This is a genomic window from Altererythrobacter sp. MTPC7 (genome assembly GCF_042851395.1).
Classification (GTDB): Bacteria; Pseudomonadota; Alphaproteobacteria; order Sphingomonadales; family Sphingomonadaceae; genus CAJXSN01.
This window is the reverse complement of record NZ_BTGS01000001.1, coordinates 307,386-330,421: the sequence shown is the minus strand read 5'-3', so window position 1 is coordinate 330,421 and position 23,036 is coordinate 307,386. Positions and strand designations below refer to the sequence as shown.

The window sequence follows — 23,036 nt, the reverse complement described above, 5'->3', positions numbered from 1 at the left end:
CATGACCGACTTCGACACCACCACCCAGAACGAAACCGCCTCCACGGCTGAATCCCTGCCCGGCGACAAGCGCCGCGAGCGCGAGCGCCGTGAACGCATCGCGGACGAGGCGAAGACCGAAGCGTCCGCGATGTTCAAGGAAGGGATGAAGCATCCCTCGACGAAACCCGTCCTGAAGGGCGCAGCCATCGGCGCGGTGGCCGGGATCATCCTGCCCATCGTCGGTCCGCTGATCGGCGCTGCGGCAGGCGGCGGATATGCGTTTTACAAACGGCTCAATTCCGTCAAATAGGGGCCGATCCCCTTTCGACATTCCAGTGAGACACGATGCGCTGCCCTTTCTGCGCCCATGATGACAGCCAGGTAAAAGACTCGCGTCCCGCCGAAGACAACGCCGCGATCCGTCGCCGGCGGCAATGTTCTTCCTGCGGGGCGCGTTTTACCACGTTCGAACGCGTGCAATTGCGCGAGGTGACCGTGGTCAAATCGGCCGATCAGGCCGGAGCGCGCAAGCAGCCCTTCGACCGGATGAAGCTGGAGCAGTCGATTGCCCTCGCCTGCCGCAAGCGCGATGTCAGCCGGGAACAGATCGACCAGCTCGTCTCCGGCATCCAGCGACAGGTAGAGACGACGGGCGAAAGCGAGATCGCATCGAGCCGTATCGGCGAACTTGTGATGGACGGGCTGCGCCAGCTCGATTCCGTGGCCTATATCCGTTTCGCCTCCGTCTACCGCGATTTCAGCGAAGCCCGCGATTTCGAGGAGTTCGCCAGCACCGTCCACGAGGCGGGTCAGCAATGACCTCGCAAGCGCACGGCAAGCCGATCATCGTGCTCGTCCGCCCGCAATTGGGCGAGAATATCGGCAAGGCCGCGCGCGCCATGCGCAATTTCGGCCTGACCGAGATGCGTCTGGTGAGCCCGCGCGACGGATGGCCCAATCCCTCCGCCGGTCCCGCAGCCTCTGGCGCCGACGACGTGCTGGAACAGGCGCAGGTCTTCGGCTCGACAGCCGACGCGGTTTCCGACTGTGCCCATGTCTATGCGACCACGGTTCGCAAGCGCGGGGTGTCGAAGCCGGTCGTAACTCCGGCCGAGGCTGCAGGAGAGATCCGCAGCGCGCAGGGGCGCTCCGCAATCCTGTTCGGGCCTGAACGATCGGGCCTGGAAACCGCCGATGTCGCGCTGGCGCGGTCCATACTTACCGTGCCGATCGATCCCGATTTCGGCTCGCTGAACCTGGCACAGGCCGTGATCCTGTGCGCGTATGAATGGTCGAAAGGCGCCGACCTGGCTCAGCCGACCATGGAGGATCTGCTTCCCCCCGCTCCGCAGGAAGAACTGGAAGGCCTGATCGACCATTTCGAGCGGATGCTGGAGCCTAACGGATATTTTCGCCCCGAAGCACGCCGCGAAGCGACTCGCCGCACGCTCCGCACCGTGCTGACGAAGCCGGGCTGGAACCATCTGGAGGTCCGCACCCTGCGGGGCGTCCTCAGCACGCTGCAACGGGGGCGATTTGACGGAGATAGCCGATAGGAGGTATGTGTACCTCCATGGCTGTGCTTTCCCCCCTTCTCGCAGGTCTGCTTCTGATGCAGGTCACGCCCGCGGTGGAAACACCGCCGGCCCATGATTCCACCGCTCAGGCTGCCCCCGAGAACGCCATCCCCGACGACATAACCGCGCCGGAGGTTGAAGCGGAAGACGAAGATGACGGCGGCAAGATCGAATGTCGCCGCCACACGATCGCCGGATCCCGTTTGGCAAGCCGGAAGGTCTGCCGCACGAAGGCCGAATGGAAGATTTACGAACAGGATACGCAGGATTCGCTTAACCAGGCGACCGCTCGTTACTCGGATACGCCGGGATAACGGGTGACGCGGGGCGGAATATTGTAAATTCACCGCCCCGTAACACGCATCTGCTATTTCGACACTGCACACCCCCAAACCAAGCGACCCGAAAACAGAGGAAGATTTCATGAAACTGACCGCAGCACTTGCCGCAGGCGTTCTTTTCGCAGCATCCGCCCCCACCATCGCCTACGCCCAGGGCGACGAGGAAAATGCTCAGGCACCGGAAGCCGCGCCCGAAACGGAAGAGGACGATGACGGCCTCGATATGAACCGCAAGATTTGCAAGACCTACACGGTCACCGGCTCGCGCCTTGCGAAGAAGAAGGTCTGCCGCACCGCTTACGAGTGGAAAAAGTACGAGGAAGACACCCAGGACTCGATCGGCCAGGCCCTGAACCGTCGTTCCGCCGTGGGCGACAACAACTAAGCCGACTAAGCTTCGGCTTTTTAGAAAAGGCGCGCTGTCCGGACGTTCCGGGCGGCGCGCCTTTTTCGTTAAGCCTCGCGAGACCCGTGCTGTTATTTCCTGAGATCGTCCCAGATCGTCATTTCATAGGCGATCGATGCCTCGACCAACCTGTCCCAGATCGCTTCCAGTTCCTCCGCCGGAAGGTTCCGCGTTCCTGCATCGGCAACAGCATTGGCAATGACTTCGGCCTTGCGATCCTCGTCCCGCACGGCATCGCGCGTCGGCTTGATCCGGGCAGCGGCGCGCATGTAGCCGAAGCGGCGGTCCAGCAGTTCCATCAGTTCCCGGTCCGTCCGGTCCACGCCAGCGCGTACGTCGGCCATGGTCTCGCAATCTTCGGGCAGTCGAATATCGGTCATGCCGCGTCCCTTGGCGAGCGCGAGGCCGTTTGTCGAGCCGGTCGTGACGGCGATTCCCCTTGCTTTACACGGCAGGCGCGCTATTTGGCACGCTCACTTCGGCAACGCGCCTTTCCAACGGCGCGCCCGATTGGCCCCGCATCCCGGTGAAGCGGTGGCCGCACACGGCACAATCGGCCGTGTGGTGCGCAGCCGGGTTCGAACGGTCCGCATTCTTGGCGGATTGCAGCAAATTGAAGGAAGATACCATGTCGAAGCGCAAAAGCGCCAAGTATAAACTCGACCGCCGGATGGGCGAAAACATCTGGGGTCGCCCGAATTCCCCGGTCAACAAGCGTTCCTACGGCCCCGGCCAGCACGGCCAGCGTCGCAAGAGCAAGATGTCGGACTTCGGCCTGCAGCTGCGCGCCAAGCAGAAGCTGAAGGGCTATTACGGCGACGTCACCGAGAAGCAGTTCCGCCGCACCTACAAGGAAGCGGCCAGCATGAAGGGCGATACCGGCCAGAACCTGATCGGCCTGCTGGAACAGCGCCTCGACATGGTCGTCTACCGCGCCAAGTTCGCACCGACGATCTTCGCCGCGCGCCAGATCGTGAGCCACGGCCACATCCTGCTGAACGGCGTGAAGACCAACATCGCCAGTGCCCGCGTGAAGGTCGGCGACGTTGTTTCGCTCGGCAAGAAGGCGCAGGAAATGGCTCTCGTCATCGAAGCGCAGAGCCTGCCCGAGCGCGAGATCCCCGACTACGTGGTTCCCGATGGCAACGACAAGGTGACCTACACCCGGGTGCCGAAGCTGGACGAGGTGCCCTACCCCGTCACGATGGAACCGAACCTCGTTGTCGAGTTTTACTCGCGCTGATCGGTACACATACCTGATACGAAAAGGGCGGCCTTCACGGGCCGCCCTTTCTTTTTGTGCTTCCGGGCCGCACGCCTCAAGGGGAGAGATGGCGGGTCAGGAAGGCGTCGATATCCGCCAGCATCCGCGTGCGCATTGCGGAATCATCGATGCTGTGCGCCACGCCTTCGAATTCGACGAACTGGACGTCCTTGCCCGCTTTGCGCAATTCGGTTTCCATTTCGCGCGAATGTTCCACGCCGACATTTTGGTCGGCATCGCCATGCACGAGAAAAACGGGCGAGGCGAAGGCCGCGACGTTGCGTGCCGGGCTCCCTTGCGTGACATGCGGCCCTTCGCCGACAAAGTCGTCGATCAGTCGCAGGCTGCCCGAAGTCTGGAATTCGTTGCGCCACATCTTCAGGTCGGTGACCGGGGCAATGGCCGCAATCGCCTTGTACAGCGAAGGGTCGAGAACCTGCGACTGCAACGCCGCATAGCCGCCATAGGACCAGCCCACGATAGCAAGTTTGTCCGGATCGGCTACGCCCTCCGACACGAGCCAGCGGCCTGCATCGTTCACATCGCCAACCGCGGTTTCCCATGCCTGGAAGCCGTTCTTGCCGAACCATTCCGATCCATACCCCGCCGACCCGCGGAAATTGGGCTGCAATACGGCATAGCCGCGCGCGGCGAAGAATTGCACCAGCCAGTCGAAGCCCCATTCGTCTCGCGCTCCGGGGCCGCCATGGGGCATGACGATAGCCGGAAGACCGCTCGCGTCTTCCTGTCCGGGCGGAAGCGTCAGGTAGCCGGGAATGTCGGTTCCGTCCGCCGCAGGATAGGTAACCGGCATCATTGTGCCGAGCTGGCGTCCGGCGAAACCATCGCGCAGCGGCATAAGCTCGTTCAGTTGCCGCGTCTGCTTGTCATAGAGATACAGCATGCCGGGATCCGTATCGCTGGATGCGGAAATCAGCAGCTTGCTCTCGTCCGCATTGGCTCCGCGTATGCCGATCAGCGGACTGCCTGGAAGAGCGGCTTCGAGCCCTTCGGCAAGCGCCTTCAGCTCGGGATCGAAATAGACGGCTCTGCGCACCTCCGTCGCATAACTTGCGCCGACCACCCGGCGCTGTCGTCCCAGACGGATGAGATCGTCGACATCGACGTCGCTGCGCGACACGACTTCCTCGCGCGTGTCCGAACCGTCCAGTTTCTGGCGATAGATCGCGAGATTGCCATCGGCATTCGGCTCGAACCCGTACACGGCGTTTTCACGCGCCGCGACGGCTACGGGAATGAAGCCTTCGTCGATTGTCTGTGCGCCCACCGTCGCGCGGGACAATTCCTCCCACTGCGACGAACCCGGCTTGCGATAGAAATATGCCCTTTCCCCGGTATCGCGCCCCTGTACGAAGCGTCCGACCCCCTTCAGCCGGACCGCTCCCGTTTCATCGGCGTAATAGGCAAAGGTGTTACCATCGGGATTCTCGACCTTGCTGGTGCGGCCGGAATCGATGTCGACCTCCACCACGCCGCGGCCCCATTCCTTGTTCGCAAGGCGCGTATTGGCTCCGTTTTCCGGGAACCAGTCCTGCGTCATCAGGATCTTGTCGGGCTCCCCCTCGACATCGAGGGCAACGACCGAGCCGCCGCTGAACCCGACATACAGCGAACGCGATCCGACATCGGGGCTCAGCTGCTCGACATTTTCACCATCGGCATCGACTGCGAAGAGCCGGCTGTATCCGAAGATGTCGCCGCTGACATTGCTGTCGCGGGAAAAGGACGTTCGGCACACGAAACGGGTGTTGGTCGCGAACTCGCAATAGTCGAGGTTCGATCGCTCCACCGTCAGGGCGATGACGCGCTGCGGTGCCGGCGTTGCCTGTGTCAGATCGACGAGATACAGCGCCTCGCCCTGCGCCCCATAGGGGGCGATATAGGAAAACTTGCTGCCGTCGGGGGACAGCGAAACGTGGCGCACCCCCTCCCGCGCACCGAAGAGCTGGGCCGTTTCCTGCGGCGTTTCGGCATGGGCCGGAGCCTGGCCCGGGATCGGACAAAGTGCAGCGGCCGCGACGCCGGCCGCGAATTTGAATTTGTGTAGCAAGAGAGACCCCCGGAATTAAATCGTCACCTGCGGATCATCCCTGCCGCAGGTTTATGACGTCATCCTTTCAAGGAAGGCGTCCGGGATCAAGTCCTTAACCAAGGTATCTTTTCCTGAAACGGTCGGCGAATTCGGTGAATTTACCATCGAAAATCGCATCGCGCATCGATTGCATCAGCTGCTGGTAGAACCCGATATTATGATCGGTCATCAGCATCGCGCCCAGCATCTCGCCCGCGCGGACGAGGTGATGGAGATAGGCCCGGCTGTATCTGGCGCAGGTAGGACAGGCACAATCGGGGTCGAGCGGTCCGGTGTCCTCGGCAAAGCGGGCATTGCGGATGTTTATCGGGTCGTCCCAGGTAAAAGCCTGTCCGTTGCGTCCCGAGCGCGTCGGCAGCACGCAGTCGAACATGTCGACCCCGCGCTCCACCGCGCCGACGAGATCGTCGGGCTTGCCGACACCCATCAGGTATCGCGGCCGGTCTTCGGGCAATTGTCCGGGCGCATAGTCCAGCACGCCGAACATCGCTTCCTGCCCCTCCCCCACGGCCAGTCCGCCGATGGCGTAGCCGTCGAAGCCGATGTCCCTCAGCGCCTCTGCACTGCGGGCGCGAAGCCCCTCGTCGAGCGCGCCCTGCTGGATGCCGAACAGGGCAGAACGCGCGGCATGTTCCTGTCCGCTGTCGAAGCCGTCGCGGCTGCGCTTCGCCCAGCGCATGGACATTTCCATGCTCGCCTCGATCTCGGCCAGCGGACGGTCGGCGCGCGGGCATTCGTCGAAGGCCATCACGATATCGCTGCCGAGCAAGCGCTGGATTTCCATGCTGCGTTCCGGCGTCAGCATGTGTTTGGACCCGTCGATATGGCTGCGGAATTCCACGCCCTTCTCGGTCAGCTTGTTGAGGTCGGACAGGCTCATCACCTGATATCCACCACTGTCGGTCAGGATCGGGCGGTCCCACTTCATGAATTCGTGCAGGCCGCCAAGCCGCGCCATACGTTCCGCGCCCGGGCGCAGCATCAGGTGGTACGTGTTGCCAAGGATGATATCCGCCCCGGCAGCGCGCACGGTTTCAGGCTTCATCGCCTTCACCGTGGCAGCAGTGCCGACCGGCATGAAAGCGGGCGTGCGAATGTCGCCGCGCTTCATGGCGATTGTGCCGGTGCGCGCCTTGCCGTCCACCGCGTGGATGGAGAATTCGAAACGGGGTTTGTCGCTCATCGATCAGAAACCGTAGACAAGGGTGAAGCGTGAAAGCGTATCGGTCGAAACCGCGCCCGCCGGCGGATTGCTGTCGTAATCGACCTGGTAGGAAAGGCGGGTCGAAACCTTGTCGCTGACCCTGAACTGCAGGCCGGACAGCAGGTTGACGGAGGTATTTGCTCCGTCGATGAACACCGTCGCCGTCCCGCCCGCTGCGCCCGAGACCACGTTGGTGTCCTGCGTGAACTTTATCCGGTCGCTGATGGCCCAGTCGAAATCGGCCCCGATCAGCCCGGCCAGGTTCGTATCGCTGGTCCCGTCTAGGAACTCGGTCCTGCGATAGGCCGGGCCGCCCCTCACCGACAGGCTGAGATCGTCGGTATCGATCACGGTGTAGCCGGCGCCTGCCGATACCGAATAGCGCGCATCGAAGCCCTGGAATCGGTCGCCTTCATACTGGGCGAGGCCATAGGCGAAGAAGCCGTCGTCGATCTGGTAGCGCGGTTCGTAGGCGGCGAAATATTTCTCGCGCGTGGTGACGCCGCCGGTCCGCTGGTAGTCGGCGCGGCCGGTCAGCTTGTGGCTCCAGTCGATACCGCTGCGCCGCAATTCCAGCGCGCCGCTGAGCCCCGTATTGCTGGTATTGCCCGTGGCGCGGAAGGCCCCGATTTCCCCCTTGCCCGTCCAGTTGTCGAGCACGCCGGCATCCGCCAGTGCGCGTTCCTTTTCCTCCGCAGCCTGCCGGGCAAGCTCGGCCTGTTGCTGCGAATAGGCGTTCGCGATCTCGTCGATCTCAGCGACCTGGTCCGGATTGGTCTGGCGGGCCAATTTCAGCACGGTCGAAACCGCCTTGCTGTCACCGCTTTCGATGGCGGCATCGATCATGGCCCGCACCGGCGGGGGAAGCTGTGCGAGCGCGGCGCTCGGCAGCGTCAACGCGCAGGCAGCCAGGGGAAGGAGAAGGTAGCGCATGGCCGCGACCGCTAGCGCCTCGCGCAGGATCCTTCCACCCCGGATGCGCTGGTCATGGCCGCAGGCGCCAGCCCGTGCGAAAGATGAAGGCGATGATGGCGATGCAGACGGCGAGGAAACCGATGGTCAGCCCGAACGACACCTCGATCGGCACATCGGCGCTGCCGTAAAAAGTCCAGCGCAGGCCGCTGACAAGATAGACGATCGGATTGAACAGCGCGACCGTGTCCCACGGCTCTGGCAGCATGTCGATCGAGTAGAACGTGCCGCCGAGGAACGTCAGTGGCAGCAGGATCAGCTGCGGGATGATGCCCAGCTTCTCGAAACTGTCCGCCCATACGCCGAGGATGAAACCGAACAGGCTGAAACCGGCCGCGACCAGCATGATGTAGAAGATCGCCAGCACGGGATGCGCGATGGAGTAATCGACGAACAGGGTCGCCGTGGCTAGGATGATGGCGGCGAGGATCAGCGACTTGGTGGCCGCCGCCCCGACGAAGCCGACAAGCGTTTCCGCCACCCCCACCGGCGCGGAGAGGAGTTCGTAGATCGTGCCGGTGAAGCGGGGCATGTAGATGCCGAAACTGGCATTCGACGTGCTTTCGCTGAGCAGGGTCAGCAGCAGCAGGCCCGGCACGATGAAGGCGCCGTAATCCACGCCGCCCAGATCGGGCATGCGCTCCCCGATGGCCGCACCGAAGACGATGAAATAGAGCGCCGTCGTCAGGACCGGCGCGAGGATCGACTGGAACGCGGTACGCAGGGCGCGGAACAGCTCTCGCTGGTAGATCGCCCAGGTGCTGCGCAGATTGAAGCCCATCATGCCGCAGCCCCTTCCGCCTCTCCGCGTTCCAGCAGGTCCACGAAGATATCCTCCAGAGAGCTTTCGCGCACGTCGATGCCGACATAGTCGATACCCGCCGCCGTCAGGGCCTTGGTCACGTCAGCAACTTCGCTGCGCCCCTTCCCCGATCCGTCGCCGCCGCGATAGCACAGTGTCGTGCCGCCATCTTCCAGCTGCACGGGATAGCACGCAATTTCGGGCGGTATTGCGGCGAGCGGCCGGGCGAGTTCGATCAGCGCTTCCGTCCGGCCCAGGCGCTTCATCATCGCGTCCTTGTCGTCCACCATCAGGATGCGCCCGCCGCTGATGATGCCGACGCGGTCGGCCATCTGCTCGGCTTCCTCGATATAGTGCGTGGTCAGGATGACGGTCGTACCGCGCTCCCGCATCGCGCCGATCTGCTTCCACATATCCTTGCGCAGTTCCACATCGACGCCCGCGGTCGGTTCGTCGAGGAACAGCAGGTCCGGCTCGTGCGCCATGGCCTTGGCGATAAGGACGCGCCGCTTCATCCCGCCGGAAAGCGCCCGGATCTGCTCGTCGCGCTTGTCCCACAGGCTCAGCGCACGAAGCACTTCCTCGATATGGGCGCGGTCGGGCGGCAGGCCGAAAAGCCCGCGCGAATAGGTGACGGAGCGCATCACGGGCTCAAACATGTCGGTGCTGAGTTCCTGCGGCACCAGGCCGATGCGGCTTCGTGCGCTGCGCCATGTGCTTTGCAGGTCCTGCCCGAAAACCTCGATGCTGCCGGCGGTCGGATTGACGAGACCGCAGACCGCGCCGATCAGCGTCGTCTTGCCCGCACCATTGGGCCCGAGCAGCGCGAAAATCTCGCCCTTGCGAATGTCGAGATCGACATTGTCGAGCGCGGTGAAGCGCCCGTCATAGATCTTGGTCAGGCCGCGAAGGCGCAGAATGGCATCATCCATCTTGCCGTCATGGCAGGAGGAGCGAGGAATCGCCATAGCTGTAGAAGCGGTAGCCATTGGCAATGGCGTGGGCGTAGGCGTCCATCATCCGCTCACGCCCGACCAGCGCGCTGACCAGCATCATCAGGGTCGACTTGGGCAGGTGGAAATTGGTCATCAGGCCGTCGACCGCGCGAAAGCTATAGCCTGGCGTGATGAAGATCGACGTATCGCCGGCAAAGGGTTTTATCACACCGTCTTCGCTCGCCGCGCTTTCCAGCAGTCGGAGCGACGTGGTGCCGACCGCAATAATGCGGCCGCCATTTGCACGCGCGGCGTTGAGGCGGGCAGCCACGTCCGGCTCGATCCGGCCCCACTCGGCATGCATTGCGTGGTCGTCGGTATCGTCCGCCTTGACCGGCAGGAACGTCCCCGCGCCCACATGCAGCGTCAGGGTCTCGCGCGCGATACCGCGCTCGTCGAGAGCGGCCAGCAGGCCGGGCGTGAAATGCAGAGCCGCAGTGGGCGCGGCAACGGCGCCTTTCTCCCGCGCGAAAATCGTCTGGTAGTCCTCGCGGTCGCGCTCGTCCGTGGCGCGCTTGCCTGCGATATAGGGCGGCAGGGGCATGGTGCCTGCGCGCTCCAGCAGGACCTCGTCCGGTTCGTCGCCCTCGAAGGCCAGCGTCCAGCTGCCATCGGGCGCGCGGCTTTCGGAAATGGCGGATACGCCTTCGCCGAAATCGACCCGGTCGCCGGGTTTCAACCGCTTGCCATTGCGGATGAAGGCCTGCCAGCGGCGCAGGTCGATCCTTTTGTGCAATGTGGCGCCGATGGTCGCTTCCCCGCGCCTGCCGGTCAGCTGCGCTGGGATGACGCGGGTGTCGTTGAAGACAAGGACGTCGCCCGGCTCCAGCAGGCCGGGCAGGTCGCGCACCCCCATGTCGGCGAACGGCTCGTCCCCGCGCACCAGCAGCATCCGCGCCGCATCGCGCGGTGACGCGGGGCGCAGGGCGATGAGCTCTTGCGGGAGGTCGAAATCGAACAGGTCAACGCGCATGGCCAGCGCCTATAGCGGATGCGGCCTGTGCGTCACCTGCCTGTTTCGCGTTACTCCGACAGCGGCGCGTTCAGGTCGTCGACCGAAATCCCGTCGAAGGACGGCGCTTCCTCTTCGGAAACGGGTGCCGGCGGAGGAGTGGTGACCTGCGGCTTGTTGTCGGCGGCGATCGATGCCTGCAGGATCCGGGTCGGGTTCTGCGGCGGCTCGCCCCGCTGGATGGTGTCGACCGCAGCCATGTTCGAAATCACCCGGCCGAAATTGGTGTATTTGTTGTCCAGCGAGAAACGCGGATAGAACACGATGAAGAACTGGCTGTTGGCGCTGTCCTCGCTCTGCGCGCGGGCCATGGACACGGTGCCGCGAAGATGCGGCAACGGATTGAATTCCTCCTCCAGGTCGGGGAGCGTCGATCCGCCCTGCCCCGTGCCGGTCGGATCGCCGGTCTGCGCCATGAAGCCGTCGATCACGCGGTGGAAGATAACCCCGTCGTAAAAGCCTTGCCGGGTCAGCGTCTTCACCCGCTCGACATGGCTGGGGGCCCAGTCGGACATCAGGCGGATGCCGACACGCTGCCCGTTCGACAGGTCGAGCAGCAGGATGTTCTCCGGGTCTTCCTGCGCGTTGAAATTCACCTTCTCGTAAACCTTTGGCGCTGCGGGCGCTTCGGCCTCCTGCGCCAGCGCGGGAGAAACGGCCAGCGCGGCAAGGGCACCGGCGGTGACAAGGCGTTTGAACATGGGTCTACAGTCCTGAATTGGCGAATATCGGTATGCTGCGCGGCTTACCCATGCAGCACTGTCGTTACAATGAATGGAAGCGGACGGGCCGCCATGCGTGGTGATGTCAGTACTCGCCCTTGCGACCGATCTCGGCGACCCGCGCATCGACCTGCGCGCGCACGGCATCGCTTACGAAGGGCGAGATGTCGCCGCCGTAAAGGGCGATTTCCTTCACCAGCTTCGATGCGATGGGCTGGAGCGAGACGTCGGCCATCAGGAACACGGTCTCGATCTCGTCGTCGATCTGCTGGTTCATGCCTGCCATCTGGTACTCGTATTCGAAGTCGGCCACGGCGCGCAGGCCGCGCACGATGACGCTGGCGCCCTGCTTCCGGGCGAATTTCATCAGCAGGGCGTCGAAACCCACCACGCGGCTATTGTCGAGCCCCATCTCCGCCAGTTCGGCGGTCACCATCTTCATGCGCTCTTCCGGCGTGAACATAGGGTTCTTGGACGGGTTCGTGGTGACGCCGACGATCAGTTCGTCGACCAGTTTCGCCCCGCGGCGGATGATGTCGCGGTGGCCGCGCGTGATCGGATCGAAAGTGCCGGGATAGACCCCGATCCGCTTATCGGTCTGTACGCTCAACGATCCCTCTCTACGATAAACCTTGCAAGGGCGACCAGCAGGTCCGCGTCCTCGCCATACTGGGCAAGATGCCCGGCTGCCTGCTCGACCAGCGCACGCGACTGGTTGCGAGCCCCCTCGACGCCCATCAGGGTCACGAAGGTCTGCTTGCCCTGGTCGCTGTCCTTGCCCACCGCCTTGCCGACCGTTTCCGCATCGCCTTCGACGTCCAGCAAATCGTCCGCGATCTGGAAGGCGAGGCCGATGTCGCGCGCATAGGCCCTGAGCGGGCCGCGCCCTTCCGGTGGAAGCTTGGCAAGGATGGCGCCCATTTCGACGCTCGCCGCCAGCAGGGCGCCGGTCTTGAGTTGTTGCAGCCGGGTAATCGTCGGCAGGTCGTAGGTCGCGCTGTCGGCGGCCATGTCCATCACCTGCCCGCCCGCCATGCCGTTCATCCCCGACGCGGTGGCCAGCGTGCGGACCAGCTGCGCCATGGTGAAGGGATCGCTTGTCGTCGCTGGGTCGGTCAGGATCTCGAAGGCCAGCGCGTGGAGGCTGTCGCCTGCAAGGACCGCTGTCGCTTCGTCGAAAGCCCGGTGCAGCGTCGGCTTGCCGCGGCGCAGGGCATCGTCGTCCATGCAGGGAAGGTCGTCATGGATCAGCGAATAGGCATGGATCGCCTCGACCGCGCAACCTGCGCGCAGGGCCGGATCGCGTGCGACGCCCAGCATCTCCGCCGTCGCGACCAGCAGCAGCGGGCGCACCCGTTTGCCCCCGTCCATCGCACTGTACCGCATCGCCTCGAACAGGGGGCGGCGGGTATCCTCCGGCAGCGGCAGCAGCGCATCGAACACCGCGTCGACGTCGCGCTGTATGCGGGTGAAGGCGCTATCCAGCTTCGTGGCGGAGGAATCGACCAGTTCCATTGCCGCGCTCACGCAGGGGCATTGCCGTCGAAGGGGCGCGTGCCGGTGGCCTTGCCCTCGGCATCCTGCACGATCGCTTCGATCCGCGCCTGTGCCGCGTCGAGCCGCGCCTGGCATGCCTTGCGAAGATCCTCGCCCCGTTCGTAGAGCGTAATCGATTCGTCGAGCGGGACATCGCCGCTTTCCAGCTGCCGCACGACCTTTTCCAGGGCGGCCAGCGCCTGCTCGAAAGAAAGGTCGGAAATCGGTGGCTGCTCCGCGGTGGCGGAACGGGAAGCCTGGTCTGTGGTTCCTTCTTGCATGGCCGGAAGCTTTGACCGCGCGCCAGTCCGCGGTCAAGGCGTGCAAAGGCTCGGGGCAACAGGGAATTTCGATCATGCAGTGGATCATCGCCTATATCGCAGCCGCAATCGCTTTCGGCATACTCGATGCGCTCTGGCTCGGCTGGGCCGGACCCAATTTCTACCGCCCCCGTATCGGCGCGGTCATGGCGGAAAGTTTCCGCGGCGTGCCGGCCGGGATTTTCTACGTGATCTACATTGCCGGCATGGTCTGGTTCGCAATCCGTCCGGGGCTGGCTGCAGGATCGGTCGGCACTGCCGCCCTGAACGGCGCCCTCTTGGGCGGGCTGTGCTACGCGACCTACGACCTGACCAGCCAGGCAGTGCTGAAACAGTGGTCGACCACCGTGACCGTGGCCGACATCGCATGGGGCGCATTCGCCACGGCGAGCGCCGCCGCCCTTGCCACGTGGGTAACTCTGCGCTTTACCTGATGCCCTGACAGCAGGGCTACCGGGGGGCGGTCATTTTCATCGGTCATTTTTCCGCGGCATTCATCGCCGCAGCATCTTCGCGCCGCGCGCCGAAACTTTCGACGCTTTTCGTCGGGGCGCAACTGGTCGACTGGGGATTCTTCGCCTTCGCGGCAATCGGCGTGGAGGCGATGCGGATCGTGCCCGGGATAACCGCGATGAACCCGCTCGATCTCTATTTCATGCCCTATACGCACAGCCTGCTGGGAACTGCGGTCTGGGGCCTTGCCTTTGCAGCGTTCCTGCTGGTCAAGTGGCGCGATGTCGTGCCCGCCCTGATCGGTTTCCTCGTCGTCATGTCGCACTGGGTGCTGGACCTCGTGACCCACCGCCCGGACCTGACGCTGGCCGGAGGGGAGGACAAGATCGGTTTCGGCCTGTGGAATTATCCATGGGCCGCCATTCCGCTGGAACTGGCGCTGATCCTGGGCAGCTTCATCTATTTCATGCGCCGCACGAAGGGGCCGCTCGTGCCGCCCCTGATCCTGCTCGGCGTCATGCTCGCCATGCAGGCGATCAACTGGTTCGGTCCGGAGCCGGAATCCGCCGGCCCCGCCCTCTATCTGTCGGCACTGGCCGCGTTCCTTGTCGCGACGCTGCTGGCGGCATGGGTCGGCGCGACGCGGTGGCATAAACGCGAGGTCGGACTGGCAGTCACGAGCCTGCGGCGCTAACGCGCGAGGCATGGCGACACATACCGACTCGATCACCCCCGAAATCGTAGAGCAGCACGGGCTCAGCCCCGAGGAATACGAGCGCGTCCTCAGCGGTCTGGGCCGTGAGCCCAACCTCGTGGAACTGGGCATCTTTTCCGTGATGTGGAGCGAGCACTGCTCCTACAAATCCTCGCGCCTGCACCTGAAGAAGCTGCCGACCGAGGCGCCGTGGGTGATCTGCGGCCCGGGCGAGAATGCCGGGGTGATCGACATTGGCGACGGTCAGGCCGCCATCTTCAAGATGGAGAGCCACAATCACCCGAGCTACATCGAACCCTATCAGGGCGCGGCGACCGGCGTGGGCGGCATTTTGCGCGATGTCTTCACCATGGGCGCGCGGCCCGTGGCAAATGCCAACGCGCTGCGCTTCGGACGGCCCGACCATCCCAAGATGAAGCACCTGGTGCAGGGCGTGGTCGCAGGCATCGGTGGCTACGGCAATTGTGTCGGTGTCCCGACCGTTGCGGGCGAGACGAATTTCCATCCCGCCTATGACGGCAATATCCTCGTCAACGCGATGACGGTGGGCGTCGCGGATGCGGACAAGATCTTCTACAGCGCCGCGACCGGCGTCGGGAATCCGATCGTCTATGTCGGGTCCAAGACCGGACGCGACGGCATTCACGGCGCGACCATGGCCAGCGCCGATTTCGAGGAAGATGCCGAGGCGAAGCGCCCCACGGTGCAGGTGGGCGATCCCTTTACCGAGAAGCTTCTGATCGAGGCGTGCCTGGAACTGATGGCGACCGATGCGATCGTCGCGATACAGGACATGGGCGCGGCCGGCCTGACCAGTTCGTCGGTCGAGATGGCGACCAACGGCAAGGCCGGCATCCGGCTCGACATGGACAGGGTGCCCTGCCGCGAAGAGGGCATGACGCCTTACGAAATGATGCTGTCGGAAAGCCAGGAGCGAATGCTCATGGTGCTGAAACCCGGCAAGGAAGACATGGCCGCTGCCATCTTCGAAAAATGGGAACTGGATTTCGCCGTCATTGGCGAGGTGACCGATACGCAGCACATGGTGCTGGAATTCGGCGGCGAAGTCGTGTGCGACATCCCGCTGGGGCCGCTCGCCGCCGATGCGCCGGAATATGACCGGCCCTATCTCTCGAAAGAGGAATACAAGGCGTGGGCCGGGGTGAAGCCGCTGGACGGCGTGCCCGAAAGCACGGATGTCGCCGCCGACCTCGTCAAGCTGATGGGCAGCCCCGCCCTCGCCTCGCGCGGGTGGATCTCGCGCCAGTATGACAGCCAGGTCGGCGCCGACACGCTGCAGACCGGTGGCGATGCGGGCGTGGTCCGGGTGCATGGAACGAAGAAGGCGCTGGCCATCACCACCGACTGCACGCCGCGCTACGTCCATGCCGAACCCTATGAAGGGGGCAAGCAGGCCATTGCCGAGGCGTTCCGCAACCTGTGCGCCGTCGGCGCACGTCCGCTGGCAGTGACCAACTGCCTCAACTTCGCGAATCCCCAGCGGCCCGAAATCATGGCGCAGCTGGTCCATGCGCTGGAAGGCATGGGCGATGCCTGCCGCCTGCTCGATTTCCCGATCGTGAGCGGCAACGTGTCGCTTTACAACGAGAGCAAGGCAACCGGAGGCGGGTCCGCCATCCTGCCCACCCCGGCCATCGGAGGGGTCGGCCTGATCGACGATTACGCCGACATGATGACCATGGGGTTCAAGAACGAAGGCGACACGCTGTATCTCGTTGGGCCGGAATTCTGGGCCAAGCCCGACCCGACGCGCTCGCATCTCGGCAAGTCGCTCTGGCTGAAGGAAATCCACGGCCGCGACGAAGGGCGCACGCCGCCGACCGATCTCGTCATCGAACGCAATGCTGGCGAGATCGTGCGCGAACTGATCGCCGACGGGCTGGTCAACGCCGTGCACGACCTCTCGGATGGCGGCCTGGCTGTGGCCCTGGCCGAAATGGCGCTGGCGAGCGGGCTTGGCGCAGAGGTCGAAGGCAATCCCGACTACACGCCGGCGCAGTGGTGGTTCGGTGAAGACCAGGCGCGCTATGTCGTCTCTGTCCCGGACACCGAAGCCCTGAATGCAGCGCTCGCCAAGGGTACGCGGGACAGCGAAACGGCGCAAATCGGCTTCCGCCGCATCGGCATCGTCGGCGGCGACAATGTGCTGGGCGCGAGCCTTGCCGACCTGAAGGAAGCGCACGAAGCGTTTTTCCGCGACTGGATGGAAGTCTGACCGCGTGACCGCCCCTTCATCCGAAGCGCCGCTCGCCAAGCGGCTGAACCTGCGCGACGGGCAGCGTTGCTGGTTCGACGGCATGCCTGCCGATGTGCAGGACGAGATCGACGAATACGCGCTGGAACTGACCTTCGTCGCCAGCCCGGACGAGGGTGTGGACGCCGCGCATATCTTCGTGACGTGCCCCGTCTCGCTGACCAGCAAGCTGGCGGATTTGCGCGGCGAGATCGCAGGCGACGGGCAGGTCTGGGTCAGCTGGCCGCGCGAAGGCTCTCCGCAGGAATGCGAGGTCGACGAAGCGGCGGTGCGCGAGGCCGGCGAGAAAGCAGGCTTCGTCGCCACCAAGGGCTGCGAGATCGGTGACGACTGGTCGGCGCTGAAATTCGTCATCCCCAAGGGCGAACGCTGAGCGCGCCCGATGAAAGATCATGCCAGCCTGCCCTACTCTCTTCCGGCCATGCCGGACGAGGAGCGGGTCGCGCGCGCGGCCGCGATGCGCGAAAAACTAGCGAGCCGCCGCAGCTGCCGCTATTTCTCCGACGTCCCGGTTCCGCGCGAAGTCATCGAGCAGGCCATCCTCGCCGCCGGAAGCGCGCCCAACGGGGCAAACCACCAGCCCTGGCATTTCACTGTCATCACCTCGCCCGGGAAGAAGCGCGCTATCCGCGAAGCTGCCGAGGCGGAGGAACGGCGTTTCTACGGCGAAAATGGCGGCGACCCCAAGGCGAGCGAGGAATGGCTCAGCGCCCTCGCCCCGATCGGGACCGATGCTCAGAAGCCCTTTCTGGAGACCGCGCCCTACCTCATCGCCGTGTTCGCACAGCGCAAGGGCGGCATCGACGAAGACGGCCAGACGCAGAATTACTACGTCAATGAAAGCGTCGGGATCGCCTGCGGAATGCTGATTGCGACGTTGCACGAGGCGGGGCTGGCAACGCTGACCCACACGCCCTCGCCCATGGGCTTCCTGCGCGAATTGTGCGGGCGGCCCGAACATGAAAAGCCGCTGATGATCGTCGTTACCGGCCTTCCGGCAGAGGGTGCGACCGTGCCGGCCCATGCCGTGCGGAAGAAACCGCTGGAGCAAATTTCCAGCTGGCTCTGAACCCGGTCAGGCGGCCTGCGCTGCCATCGCCTGCTTGCCCAGCAGGTCGTAGGGATCGATGCCTTCCGCGCGCCAGATCCGGTGGCATTCCTGATACCATGTCGGCTGCGGGATATTCAACCGCTGGCGGGCGTCCTGCAAATCCATCGCCAGCAATTCGCGGATCGGCATTTCTACCAGCGGCGGGCACGAACGACCGGTCCGCTGTGCCTGACGGCAGGCCTTGAACACGGGCGCCCGGCTGTTCACCGTCTTGCGAATGTTCACGGCCCCGGCATAACCGATCAGCAGGTGGCCGTGGCTGGGCGACTGGCCATAGGTGAACAGCAGCACGCATTGTTCGCCCAGAGCATCGCGGCCGTAGCCGGTCAGGACATGCATCAGGTCATGCGTATCGCGGGATCGCAGGGCGAACCATTCGGTCAGGTCGCCATAGGACGGGTTGCCCAGTTTTTCCGCCTCTGCTGCCAATCCGGCGGCCGACAGCCCCTCGCGCTCCATGAAATCGCAATAGGCCTGCGCGACGCTGCCTTTCGGCAATTGCCGCAAACTCTCGTGACCGTCGAGGATGGGGACCAGCGAGGGCTCTTCCCGCCGCAGGCGCTCGCCATGCTCGCTCAGCGTCAGGCTGCGCACTCGGGGCATGAATTTCTTCGAGGGCAGCGATTCGAAGATGCGGAAGACGTGCGAGGTGTCTTCCTTGTCCTTCAGCAATTCGCGGAAATGATGCATCGCCCGCGGCAGGCTGTATTTCGGGACGGGGCGCGCCGGATCGCGCAGCAGCGTGCCGTCGCGCGCGCATTCGAGCCCGGGGACTGGTCCGGGCCGGTGACCGGGTTCGATGGTCTGCTGAAACGTCATGGCACGTCCTCTACTGACACGAGTGTCAACATACCGTTTTCACGGCGGAAGGAAACCCTACCCCCCGACCCAGTCGGCCACCGGAATATCGAGCAGGCCGAGGACGGAGGTCAGGTCGCCCCGGTCGATCCATCCATTGGCCGCATCGCGCGCCTTCGGCTTGGCGCGGTAGGCCATGCCGTAATCGGACGCCTCTATCATGGGGATGTCGTTGGCGCCGTCCCCGGCGGACATCGCGATGGCGTTGTCTCCCAGCAGCGCCAGTTCCGACCGGAGCGTCGCCTCCTTGACCCCGCTATCCACCACGGGACCCGCCAGGCCCCCGGTCAGTTTTCCGCCCTCCACGCCCAGCCTGTTCCCGACCACGCGTTCGAACCCCAGCATTTCCGCGACGGGGTCCGCGAAGTGGTGGAACCCTCCGGTGACCAGCACAGTGCGGCATCCTTTCGCCCGCAGCGTCATGACCAGCGTCCGGGCGCCAGGCGTGGGCTCTATCCGTTCGTCGAGACAGCGCCGAATGGCGGTTTCCTCCAGCCCGGCAAGCAAGCCCACACGTTCCTTCAGCGCGCTTTCGAAATCGAGCTCGCCCTGCATCGCGCGTTCCGTGATGGCCGCGACCTTTTCCTTCAGTCCGGCGAAATCGGCCAGCTCGTCGATGCATTCCTGGCCGATCATGGTCGAATCCATGTCGCTCACGAACAGGCGCGGCAGGTCGCTGAACTCGTCGGCGACGAGGCCGTCGGTCGCCCCCAGATGCTCATCGACGAGGCTGCGGAACGCGCCCAGGTCGCAGGACGCCATCTCGATCTGCAGGACATCGCCATTGAATTCGAGCATGGCCGCATGGGCGACCGGCATCCCCGCCTCGCCCAGCGCGAGCGTCAATCCGTCCAGCCCGCTTTCAAGAGCGGAGGGGTCTGCTATCAGGCGGGCGATGGGCACTGGCAATTCTCCGCAATTCAGAAACGCTGACGGCAGGCCCGGTGCTGTCGGCGCAGAGGGGCAGAAACCGCCGGTCGCGCTCATCGCAGGGCCGACTGCCAGCGGCAAGAGCGATGTCGCGGTGCAGCTGGCGCTGGCGCTGCAGCGGGAAGGCAGGCGCGCGGTCATCGTCAATGCCGACAGCGCGCAGGTCTATGCCGATCTCCGCGTCCTGAGCGCACGACCCTCGGCAGAGGAAATGCAGGGTGTGCCCCATCGCTTGTTCGGCACATGGGACGGCGCCGAGGCCTGCTCCGCTGCCGACTGGGCCAAGGCTGCGAAACGCGAAATCTCCGCGGTGCACGCCGAGGGCGCCGTCCCGATACTGGTGGGCGGCACTGGCATGTACCTGCAAGTCCTGCTGGACGGCATCGCCGAGATACCTGCGATCGATCCCGCCATCAGGGAGGATGTGCGCGCCCTGCCCACTCCCGAAGCGTATCGCCTGCTACAGATCGAGGACCCGCAGCGTGGCGCCATGCTGGCACCGGCAGACAGCCAGCGGATCGCCCGCGCGCTGGAAGTCGTGCGCTCCACCGGCGCGACCATGGGAGAATGGCAGACCCGCAACAGCGGCGGTATCGCAGGCGACATCACGCTCGCGCCGCTGGTGCTCGCCCCCGACCGGGCATGGGTTTATGATCGCTGCGACCGGCGCTTCGAAGCCATGCTGGAGGATGGAGCGCTGCAGGAGGTGGAAGCTCTCCTTGCACGCAATCTTTCGCCCGACCTGCCGGTCATGCGCGCCATCGGCGTGCGCGAAATCGCGGGCGAACTGCGCGGGGACTGGCAGCGGGACGAAACGGTTGCGCGGGGGACGCAGGCGACGCGCAACTATGCAAAGCGCCAATCGACGTGGTTTCGCAGGCAGTTACCGACGGACTGGCCGCGTTTGGACCCATCAACAGGCGGAAACGATAGCAGTGTTCTGCCGCGATATTTTGCAACTTTATTCCAACAATCGCTGTTGACAGGATAGAATCTAATTCATAGGAAGGCGTCATACCCAAAGGGCCCGGCGTCTCCCCCCGACGCCGGGCCCTGTCATTTACGATCGCAATGCAAGAGAGATACCTCATGGCCTCGCCAGACGCCGACAGCAGCCACAACGCCCCGGAACGCACAGGCGCGTCGATCCTGGTCGACAGCCTTGTGGCGCAGGGTGTGGAGTTCGTCTTCGGCTATCCGGGCGGCGCCGTGCTGCCCATCTACGACGAATTGTTCGCTGACGAGCGTCTGCGTCATATCCTGGTCCGGCACGAGGCAGGCGCCGCCCATGCGGCAGAAGGTTACGCGCGCAGCACGGGCAAGCCGGGCGTCGTCCTCGTCACCAGCGGCCCCGGCGCGACCAACGCGGTCACGGGCATTGCCGACGCCTATATGGATTCGATCCCGCTGGTGGTCATTACCGGGCAGGTTCCCACGGGCCTGATCGGCACCGACGCTTTCCAGGAAGCGGACACAGTCGGCATCACCCGCCACTGCACCAAGCACAATTATCTCGTGAAGGACCCAGAGGCGCTGGAGGCCACGCTGGCAGAGGCGTTCCGTATCGCCACCACCGGCAGGCCCGGCCCCGTCCTCGTCGACATTCCCAAGGACGTGCAGATCGCGCTGGCCGGTCGCGGGCAGGCAAAGAATCCGGCTTCTGCTTCCGGTCTCGCTTCGGCCCGTTACCAGCCCCGCACGGTCGCCGCGCCCGAGGAAATCGCAGAAGCGGCCCAGATGATCGCGGCGGCAGAGCGGCCCGTCTTCTACACCGGCGGCGGCGTCATCAATTCCGGTCCCGGCGCGACCAAGGCGCTGCGCGAACTGCAGGCGCTGACCGATGCGCCCGTCACCTCGACGCTGATGGGACTGGGCGCCTTTCCCGCCGACCATCCCGACTGGCTGGGAATGCTGGGCATGCACGGCACGTTCGAGGCCAACATGACCATGAACAAGTCCGACCTGATCATTGCGGTCGGCGCGCGGTTCGACGACCGCGTCACGGGACGGCTGGATGCCTTCGCGCCCAATGCGAAGAAGATTCACATCGATATCGATCGGGCCAGCATCAACAAGGTGGTGCCGGTCGATCTCGGCATTGTCGGAGACTGCGCGGCGGTTCTCGAACAGCTGATCGCCAGCTGGGGCGAACGGCGGCACAAGGACCGCGGCGAATGGAAGGCACGCATCGCCGGCTGGCGCGCGCGCGAATGCCTCGCCTATCCCGACGGCACCGGAAGCCAGGGCCTGATGATGCCGCAAAAGGCGGTCGAGCGGCTCTTCGAACTGACGAAAGCCCGCGATCCGATCATCACCACCGAAGTCGGCCAGCACCAGATGTGGGCGGCGCAGTATTTTCACTTCTTCTCGCCCAACAAGTGGCTGACCAGCGGCGGTCTGGGCACGATGGGCTACGGCCTGCCGGCCGCCATCGGCGCGCAGCTGGGCAATCCGGACGACCTCGTGATCGACATCGCCGGCGAGGCCAGCATCCAGATGAACATCCAGGAACTGGGCACGGCGAGCCAGTACCGCCTGCCGGTCAAGATCTTCATCCTCAACAACGAATTCATGGGCATGGTTCGCCAGTGGCAGGAACTGACCTATGAAAGTCGCTATTCAAACAGCTATTCCGACAGCCTGCCCGATTTTGTCGCCCTGGCAGAGGCCTATGGCTGGAAAGGCGTGCGGATCGAGGACGAGGCGGGCCTCGACGCCGGGATCGAGGCGATGCTGGCGCATGACGGACCGGTGATCGTCGATTGCCGCGTGTCGAAGGAAGCGAACTGCTTCCCGATGATACCGTCTGGCGCGGCCCATACCGAAATGCTGCTTTACGGCGACCAGGTCGACGGCACGATGGACGACGAAGCAAAGGCGCTCGTGTAATGAAAATCTCCGCCCAGCAATCCGAACGCCATGTCCTGGCGGTCACCGTCGACAACGAACCCGGCATCCTTGCCAAGATCACCGGCCTGTTCACCGCGCGCGGCTACAATATCGACAGCCTGACCGTGGCCGACATCTCGGAAGACCACGCGGTCAGCCGGATCACCGTCGTCACCGGCGGCCCGCCCGAGGTGATCGACCAGATCCAGGCGCAGCTGGAACGGCTGGTGCCGGTCCACCGCGTCGTCGACCTCACCGAGGAAGGCCCCCATGTGGAGCGCGAGCTGGCGCTGGTGAAGGTTGCGGGCACGGGCGAGAAGCGGGTCGAGGCGCTGCGCCTCGCCGATATCTTCCGCGCGCGGCCCGTCGATACGACGACCGAAAGCTTCATCTTCGAGATTACCGGCCCGCCGGAGAAGGTCGACAGCTTCATCGCCCTGATGCGCGATCTCGGACTTGTCGAGGTTGGGCGAACCGGCATCGTCGGGATGATGCGCGGGCCGCAGGGGGCCTAGCCAATCTAGGCCGGACTAAACAATCTTCGCCCTTTCCGGGGCGG

The 23,036-nt window shown here is 64.4% G+C and carries 27 protein-coding genes; 14 read left to right on the top strand and 13 right to left on the bottom strand.

Going from position 1 to position 23,036, the window contains the following annotated elements; translation table 11 throughout:
• Position 1 precedes the first annotated feature (1 nt).
• From ACGHJ7_RS01630 to ACGHJ7_RS01610, 5 genes are all read left to right on the top strand, one after another.
• The gene (locus ACGHJ7_RS01630) at positions 2-292 is read left to right on the top strand and encodes a hypothetical protein (protein ID WP_390474035.1); all 291 of its coding nucleotides are present in this window, start codon (positions 2-4) and stop codon (positions 290-292) included.
• A gap of 35 nt (positions 293-327) precedes the next feature.
• A complete protein-coding gene (nrdR, locus tag ACGHJ7_RS01625; RefSeq protein WP_390474033.1) occupies positions 328-801 on the top strand; it encodes a transcriptional regulator NrdR in 474 nt (157 codons plus the stop codon).
• Positions 798-1,538 (top strand): RNA methyltransferase, encoded by a 741-nt coding sequence (locus tag ACGHJ7_RS01620; RefSeq protein ID WP_390474032.1) that lies wholly within the window; start codon positions 798-800, stop codon positions 1,536-1,538. Before nrdR ends, ACGHJ7_RS01620 begins: the two co-directional genes overlap by 4 nt.
• Before the next feature lie 17 nt (positions 1,539-1,555).
• A complete protein-coding gene (locus tag ACGHJ7_RS01615) occupies positions 1,556-1,873 on the top strand; it encodes a hypothetical protein (protein WP_390474030.1) in 318 nt (105 codons plus the stop codon).
• A 109-nt stretch (positions 1,874-1,982) separates the two neighbouring features.
• On the top strand, positions 1,983-2,285 hold the full coding sequence (locus ACGHJ7_RS01610; protein ID WP_390474029.1) for a hypothetical protein: 303 nt from the start codon (positions 1,983-1,985) through the stop codon (positions 2,283-2,285).
• Positions 2,286-2,377: 92 nt separating this feature from the next.
• On the opposite strand, the gene ACGHJ7_RS01605 is transcribed toward ACGHJ7_RS01610, so the two are convergent.
• Positions 2,378-2,686 (bottom strand): chorismate mutase, encoded by a 309-nt coding sequence (locus ACGHJ7_RS01605; RefSeq protein WP_390474027.1) that lies wholly within the window; start codon positions 2,684-2,686, stop codon positions 2,378-2,380.
• Between the two features lie 248 nt (positions 2,687-2,934).
• Here ACGHJ7_RS01605 and rpsD point away from each other — a divergent pair, with 248 nt between their 5' ends.
• Entirely contained in the window at positions 2,935-3,549 is a 615-nt protein-coding gene (gene rpsD / locus ACGHJ7_RS01600) for a 30S ribosomal protein S4 (protein WP_390474025.1), read from the top strand.
• A 76-nt stretch (positions 3,550-3,625) separates the two neighbouring features.
• Here the strand turns inward: rpsD and ACGHJ7_RS01595 are convergent, their stop codons facing one another.
• The 10 genes from ACGHJ7_RS01595 to ACGHJ7_RS01550 form a co-directional block, all read right to left on the bottom strand.
• Positions 3,626-5,641: an alpha/beta hydrolase family protein gene (locus ACGHJ7_RS01595; protein ID WP_390474023.1), complete on the bottom strand. Its 2,016-nt coding sequence runs from the start codon at positions 5,639-5,641 to the stop codon at positions 3,626-3,628.
• A 94-nt stretch (positions 5,642-5,735) separates the two neighbouring features.
• Positions 5,736-6,866, bottom strand: coding sequence for a tRNA guanosine(34) transglycosylase Tgt (gene tgt, locus ACGHJ7_RS01590; RefSeq protein ID WP_390474021.1), 1,131 nt, complete (start codon positions 6,864-6,866; stop codon positions 5,736-5,738).
• Between the two features lie 3 nt (positions 6,867-6,869).
• On the bottom strand, positions 6,870-7,820 hold the full coding sequence (locus tag ACGHJ7_RS01585) for a YdiY family protein (RefSeq protein WP_390474019.1): 951 nt from the start codon (positions 7,818-7,820) through the stop codon (positions 6,870-6,872).
• Positions 7,821-7,872: 52 nt separating this feature from the next.
• The gene (locus tag ACGHJ7_RS01580; protein ID WP_390474017.1) at positions 7,873-8,643 is read right to left on the bottom strand and encodes an ABC transporter permease; all 771 of its coding nucleotides are present in this window, start codon (positions 8,641-8,643) and stop codon (positions 7,873-7,875) included.
• Positions 8,640-9,593 (bottom strand): ABC transporter ATP-binding protein, encoded by a 954-nt coding sequence (locus tag ACGHJ7_RS01575; protein ID WP_390474015.1) that lies wholly within the window; start codon positions 9,591-9,593, stop codon positions 8,640-8,642. Before ACGHJ7_RS01575 ends, ACGHJ7_RS01580 begins: the two co-directional genes overlap by 4 nt.
• A 7-nt stretch (positions 9,594-9,600) precedes the next feature.
• Positions 9,601-10,629, bottom strand: a complete 1,029-nt coding sequence (gene queA, locus ACGHJ7_RS01570) for a tRNA preQ1(34) S-adenosylmethionine ribosyltransferase-isomerase QueA (protein ID WP_390474013.1) — start codon at positions 10,627-10,629, stop codon at positions 9,601-9,603.
• Between the two features lie 50 nt (positions 10,630-10,679).
• A complete protein-coding gene (locus tag ACGHJ7_RS01565) occupies positions 10,680-11,369 on the bottom strand; it encodes a peptidylprolyl isomerase (protein WP_390474011.1) in 690 nt (229 codons plus the stop codon).
• 106 nt (positions 11,370-11,475) lie between these two features.
• Positions 11,476-12,000, bottom strand: a complete 525-nt coding sequence (gene coaD / locus ACGHJ7_RS01560; RefSeq protein WP_390474009.1) for a pantetheine-phosphate adenylyltransferase — start codon at positions 11,998-12,000, stop codon at positions 11,476-11,478.
• On the bottom strand, positions 11,997-12,905 hold the full coding sequence (locus tag ACGHJ7_RS01555; RefSeq protein WP_390474101.1) for a polyprenyl synthetase family protein: 909 nt from the start codon (positions 12,903-12,905) through the stop codon (positions 11,997-11,999). Before ACGHJ7_RS01555 ends, coaD begins: the two co-directional genes overlap by 4 nt.
• 8 nt (positions 12,906-12,913) lie before the next feature.
• A complete protein-coding gene (locus ACGHJ7_RS01550; RefSeq protein ID WP_390474007.1) occupies positions 12,914-13,207 on the bottom strand; it encodes an exodeoxyribonuclease VII small subunit in 294 nt (97 codons plus the stop codon).
• Positions 13,208-13,281: 74 nt separating this feature from the next.
• Between ACGHJ7_RS01550 and ACGHJ7_RS01545 the strand changes: the two genes are divergently transcribed.
• The 5 genes from ACGHJ7_RS01545 (at position 13,282) to ACGHJ7_RS01525 (ending at position 17,758) form a co-directional block, all read left to right on the top strand.
• The gene (locus ACGHJ7_RS01545; protein WP_390474005.1) at positions 13,282-13,680 is read left to right on the top strand and encodes a DUF2177 family protein; all 399 of its coding nucleotides are present in this window, start codon (positions 13,282-13,284) and stop codon (positions 13,678-13,680) included.
• A gap of 179 nt (positions 13,681-13,859) precedes the next feature.
• Positions 13,860-14,393: a hypothetical protein gene (locus ACGHJ7_RS01540; RefSeq protein WP_390474004.1), complete on the top strand. Its 534-nt coding sequence runs from the start codon at positions 13,860-13,862 to the stop codon at positions 14,391-14,393.
• 10 nt (positions 14,394-14,403) lie between these two features.
• Complete coding sequence (gene purL, locus ACGHJ7_RS01535; RefSeq protein WP_390474003.1) at positions 14,404-16,650, top strand: phosphoribosylformylglycinamidine synthase subunit PurL; 2,247 nt, start codon at positions 14,404-14,406, stop codon at positions 16,648-16,650.
• Positions 16,651-16,654: 4 nt separating this feature from the next.
• Positions 16,655-17,062, top strand: coding sequence for a DUF3052 family protein (locus tag ACGHJ7_RS01530; protein ID WP_390474001.1), 408 nt, complete (start codon positions 16,655-16,657; stop codon positions 17,060-17,062).
• Positions 17,063-17,071: 9 nt separating this feature from the next.
• Positions 17,072-17,758 (top strand): nitroreductase family protein, encoded by a 687-nt coding sequence (locus ACGHJ7_RS01525; RefSeq protein WP_390474000.1) that lies wholly within the window; start codon positions 17,072-17,074, stop codon positions 17,756-17,758.
• Positions 17,759-17,764: 6 nt separating this feature from the next.
• Here the strand turns inward: ACGHJ7_RS01525 and ACGHJ7_RS01520 are convergent, their stop codons facing one another.
• Positions 17,765-18,619 (bottom strand): Coq4 family protein, encoded by an 855-nt coding sequence (locus ACGHJ7_RS01520; protein WP_390473998.1) that lies wholly within the window; start codon positions 18,617-18,619, stop codon positions 17,765-17,767.
• A 57-nt stretch (positions 18,620-18,676) separates the two neighbouring features.
• Positions 18,677-19,477: a phosphoserine phosphatase SerB gene (gene serB, locus ACGHJ7_RS01515; RefSeq protein ID WP_390474099.1), complete on the bottom strand. Its 801-nt coding sequence runs from the start codon at positions 19,475-19,477 to the stop codon at positions 18,677-18,679.
• Positions 19,478-19,553: 76 nt separating this feature from the next.
• On the opposite strand from serB, the gene miaA reads away from it, so the two are divergent.
• The 3 genes from miaA (at position 19,554) to ilvN (ending at position 22,992) form a co-directional block, all read left to right on the top strand.
• Entirely contained in the window at positions 19,554-20,579 is a 1,026-nt protein-coding gene (miaA, locus tag ACGHJ7_RS01510) for a tRNA (adenosine(37)-N6)-dimethylallyltransferase MiaA (RefSeq protein ID WP_390473996.1), read from the top strand.
• Positions 20,580-20,677: 98 nt separating this feature from the next.
• On the top strand, positions 20,678-22,477 hold the full coding sequence (ilvB, locus tag ACGHJ7_RS01505) for a biosynthetic-type acetolactate synthase large subunit (protein ID WP_390473994.1): 1,800 nt from the start codon (positions 20,678-20,680) through the stop codon (positions 22,475-22,477).
• Positions 22,477-22,992: an acetolactate synthase small subunit gene (gene ilvN / locus ACGHJ7_RS01500; RefSeq protein WP_390473992.1), complete on the top strand. Its 516-nt coding sequence runs from the start codon at positions 22,477-22,479 to the stop codon at positions 22,990-22,992. The genes ilvB and ilvN overlap by 1 nt, the downstream gene beginning before the upstream one ends.
• Positions 22,993-23,036: the final 44 nt, after the last annotated feature.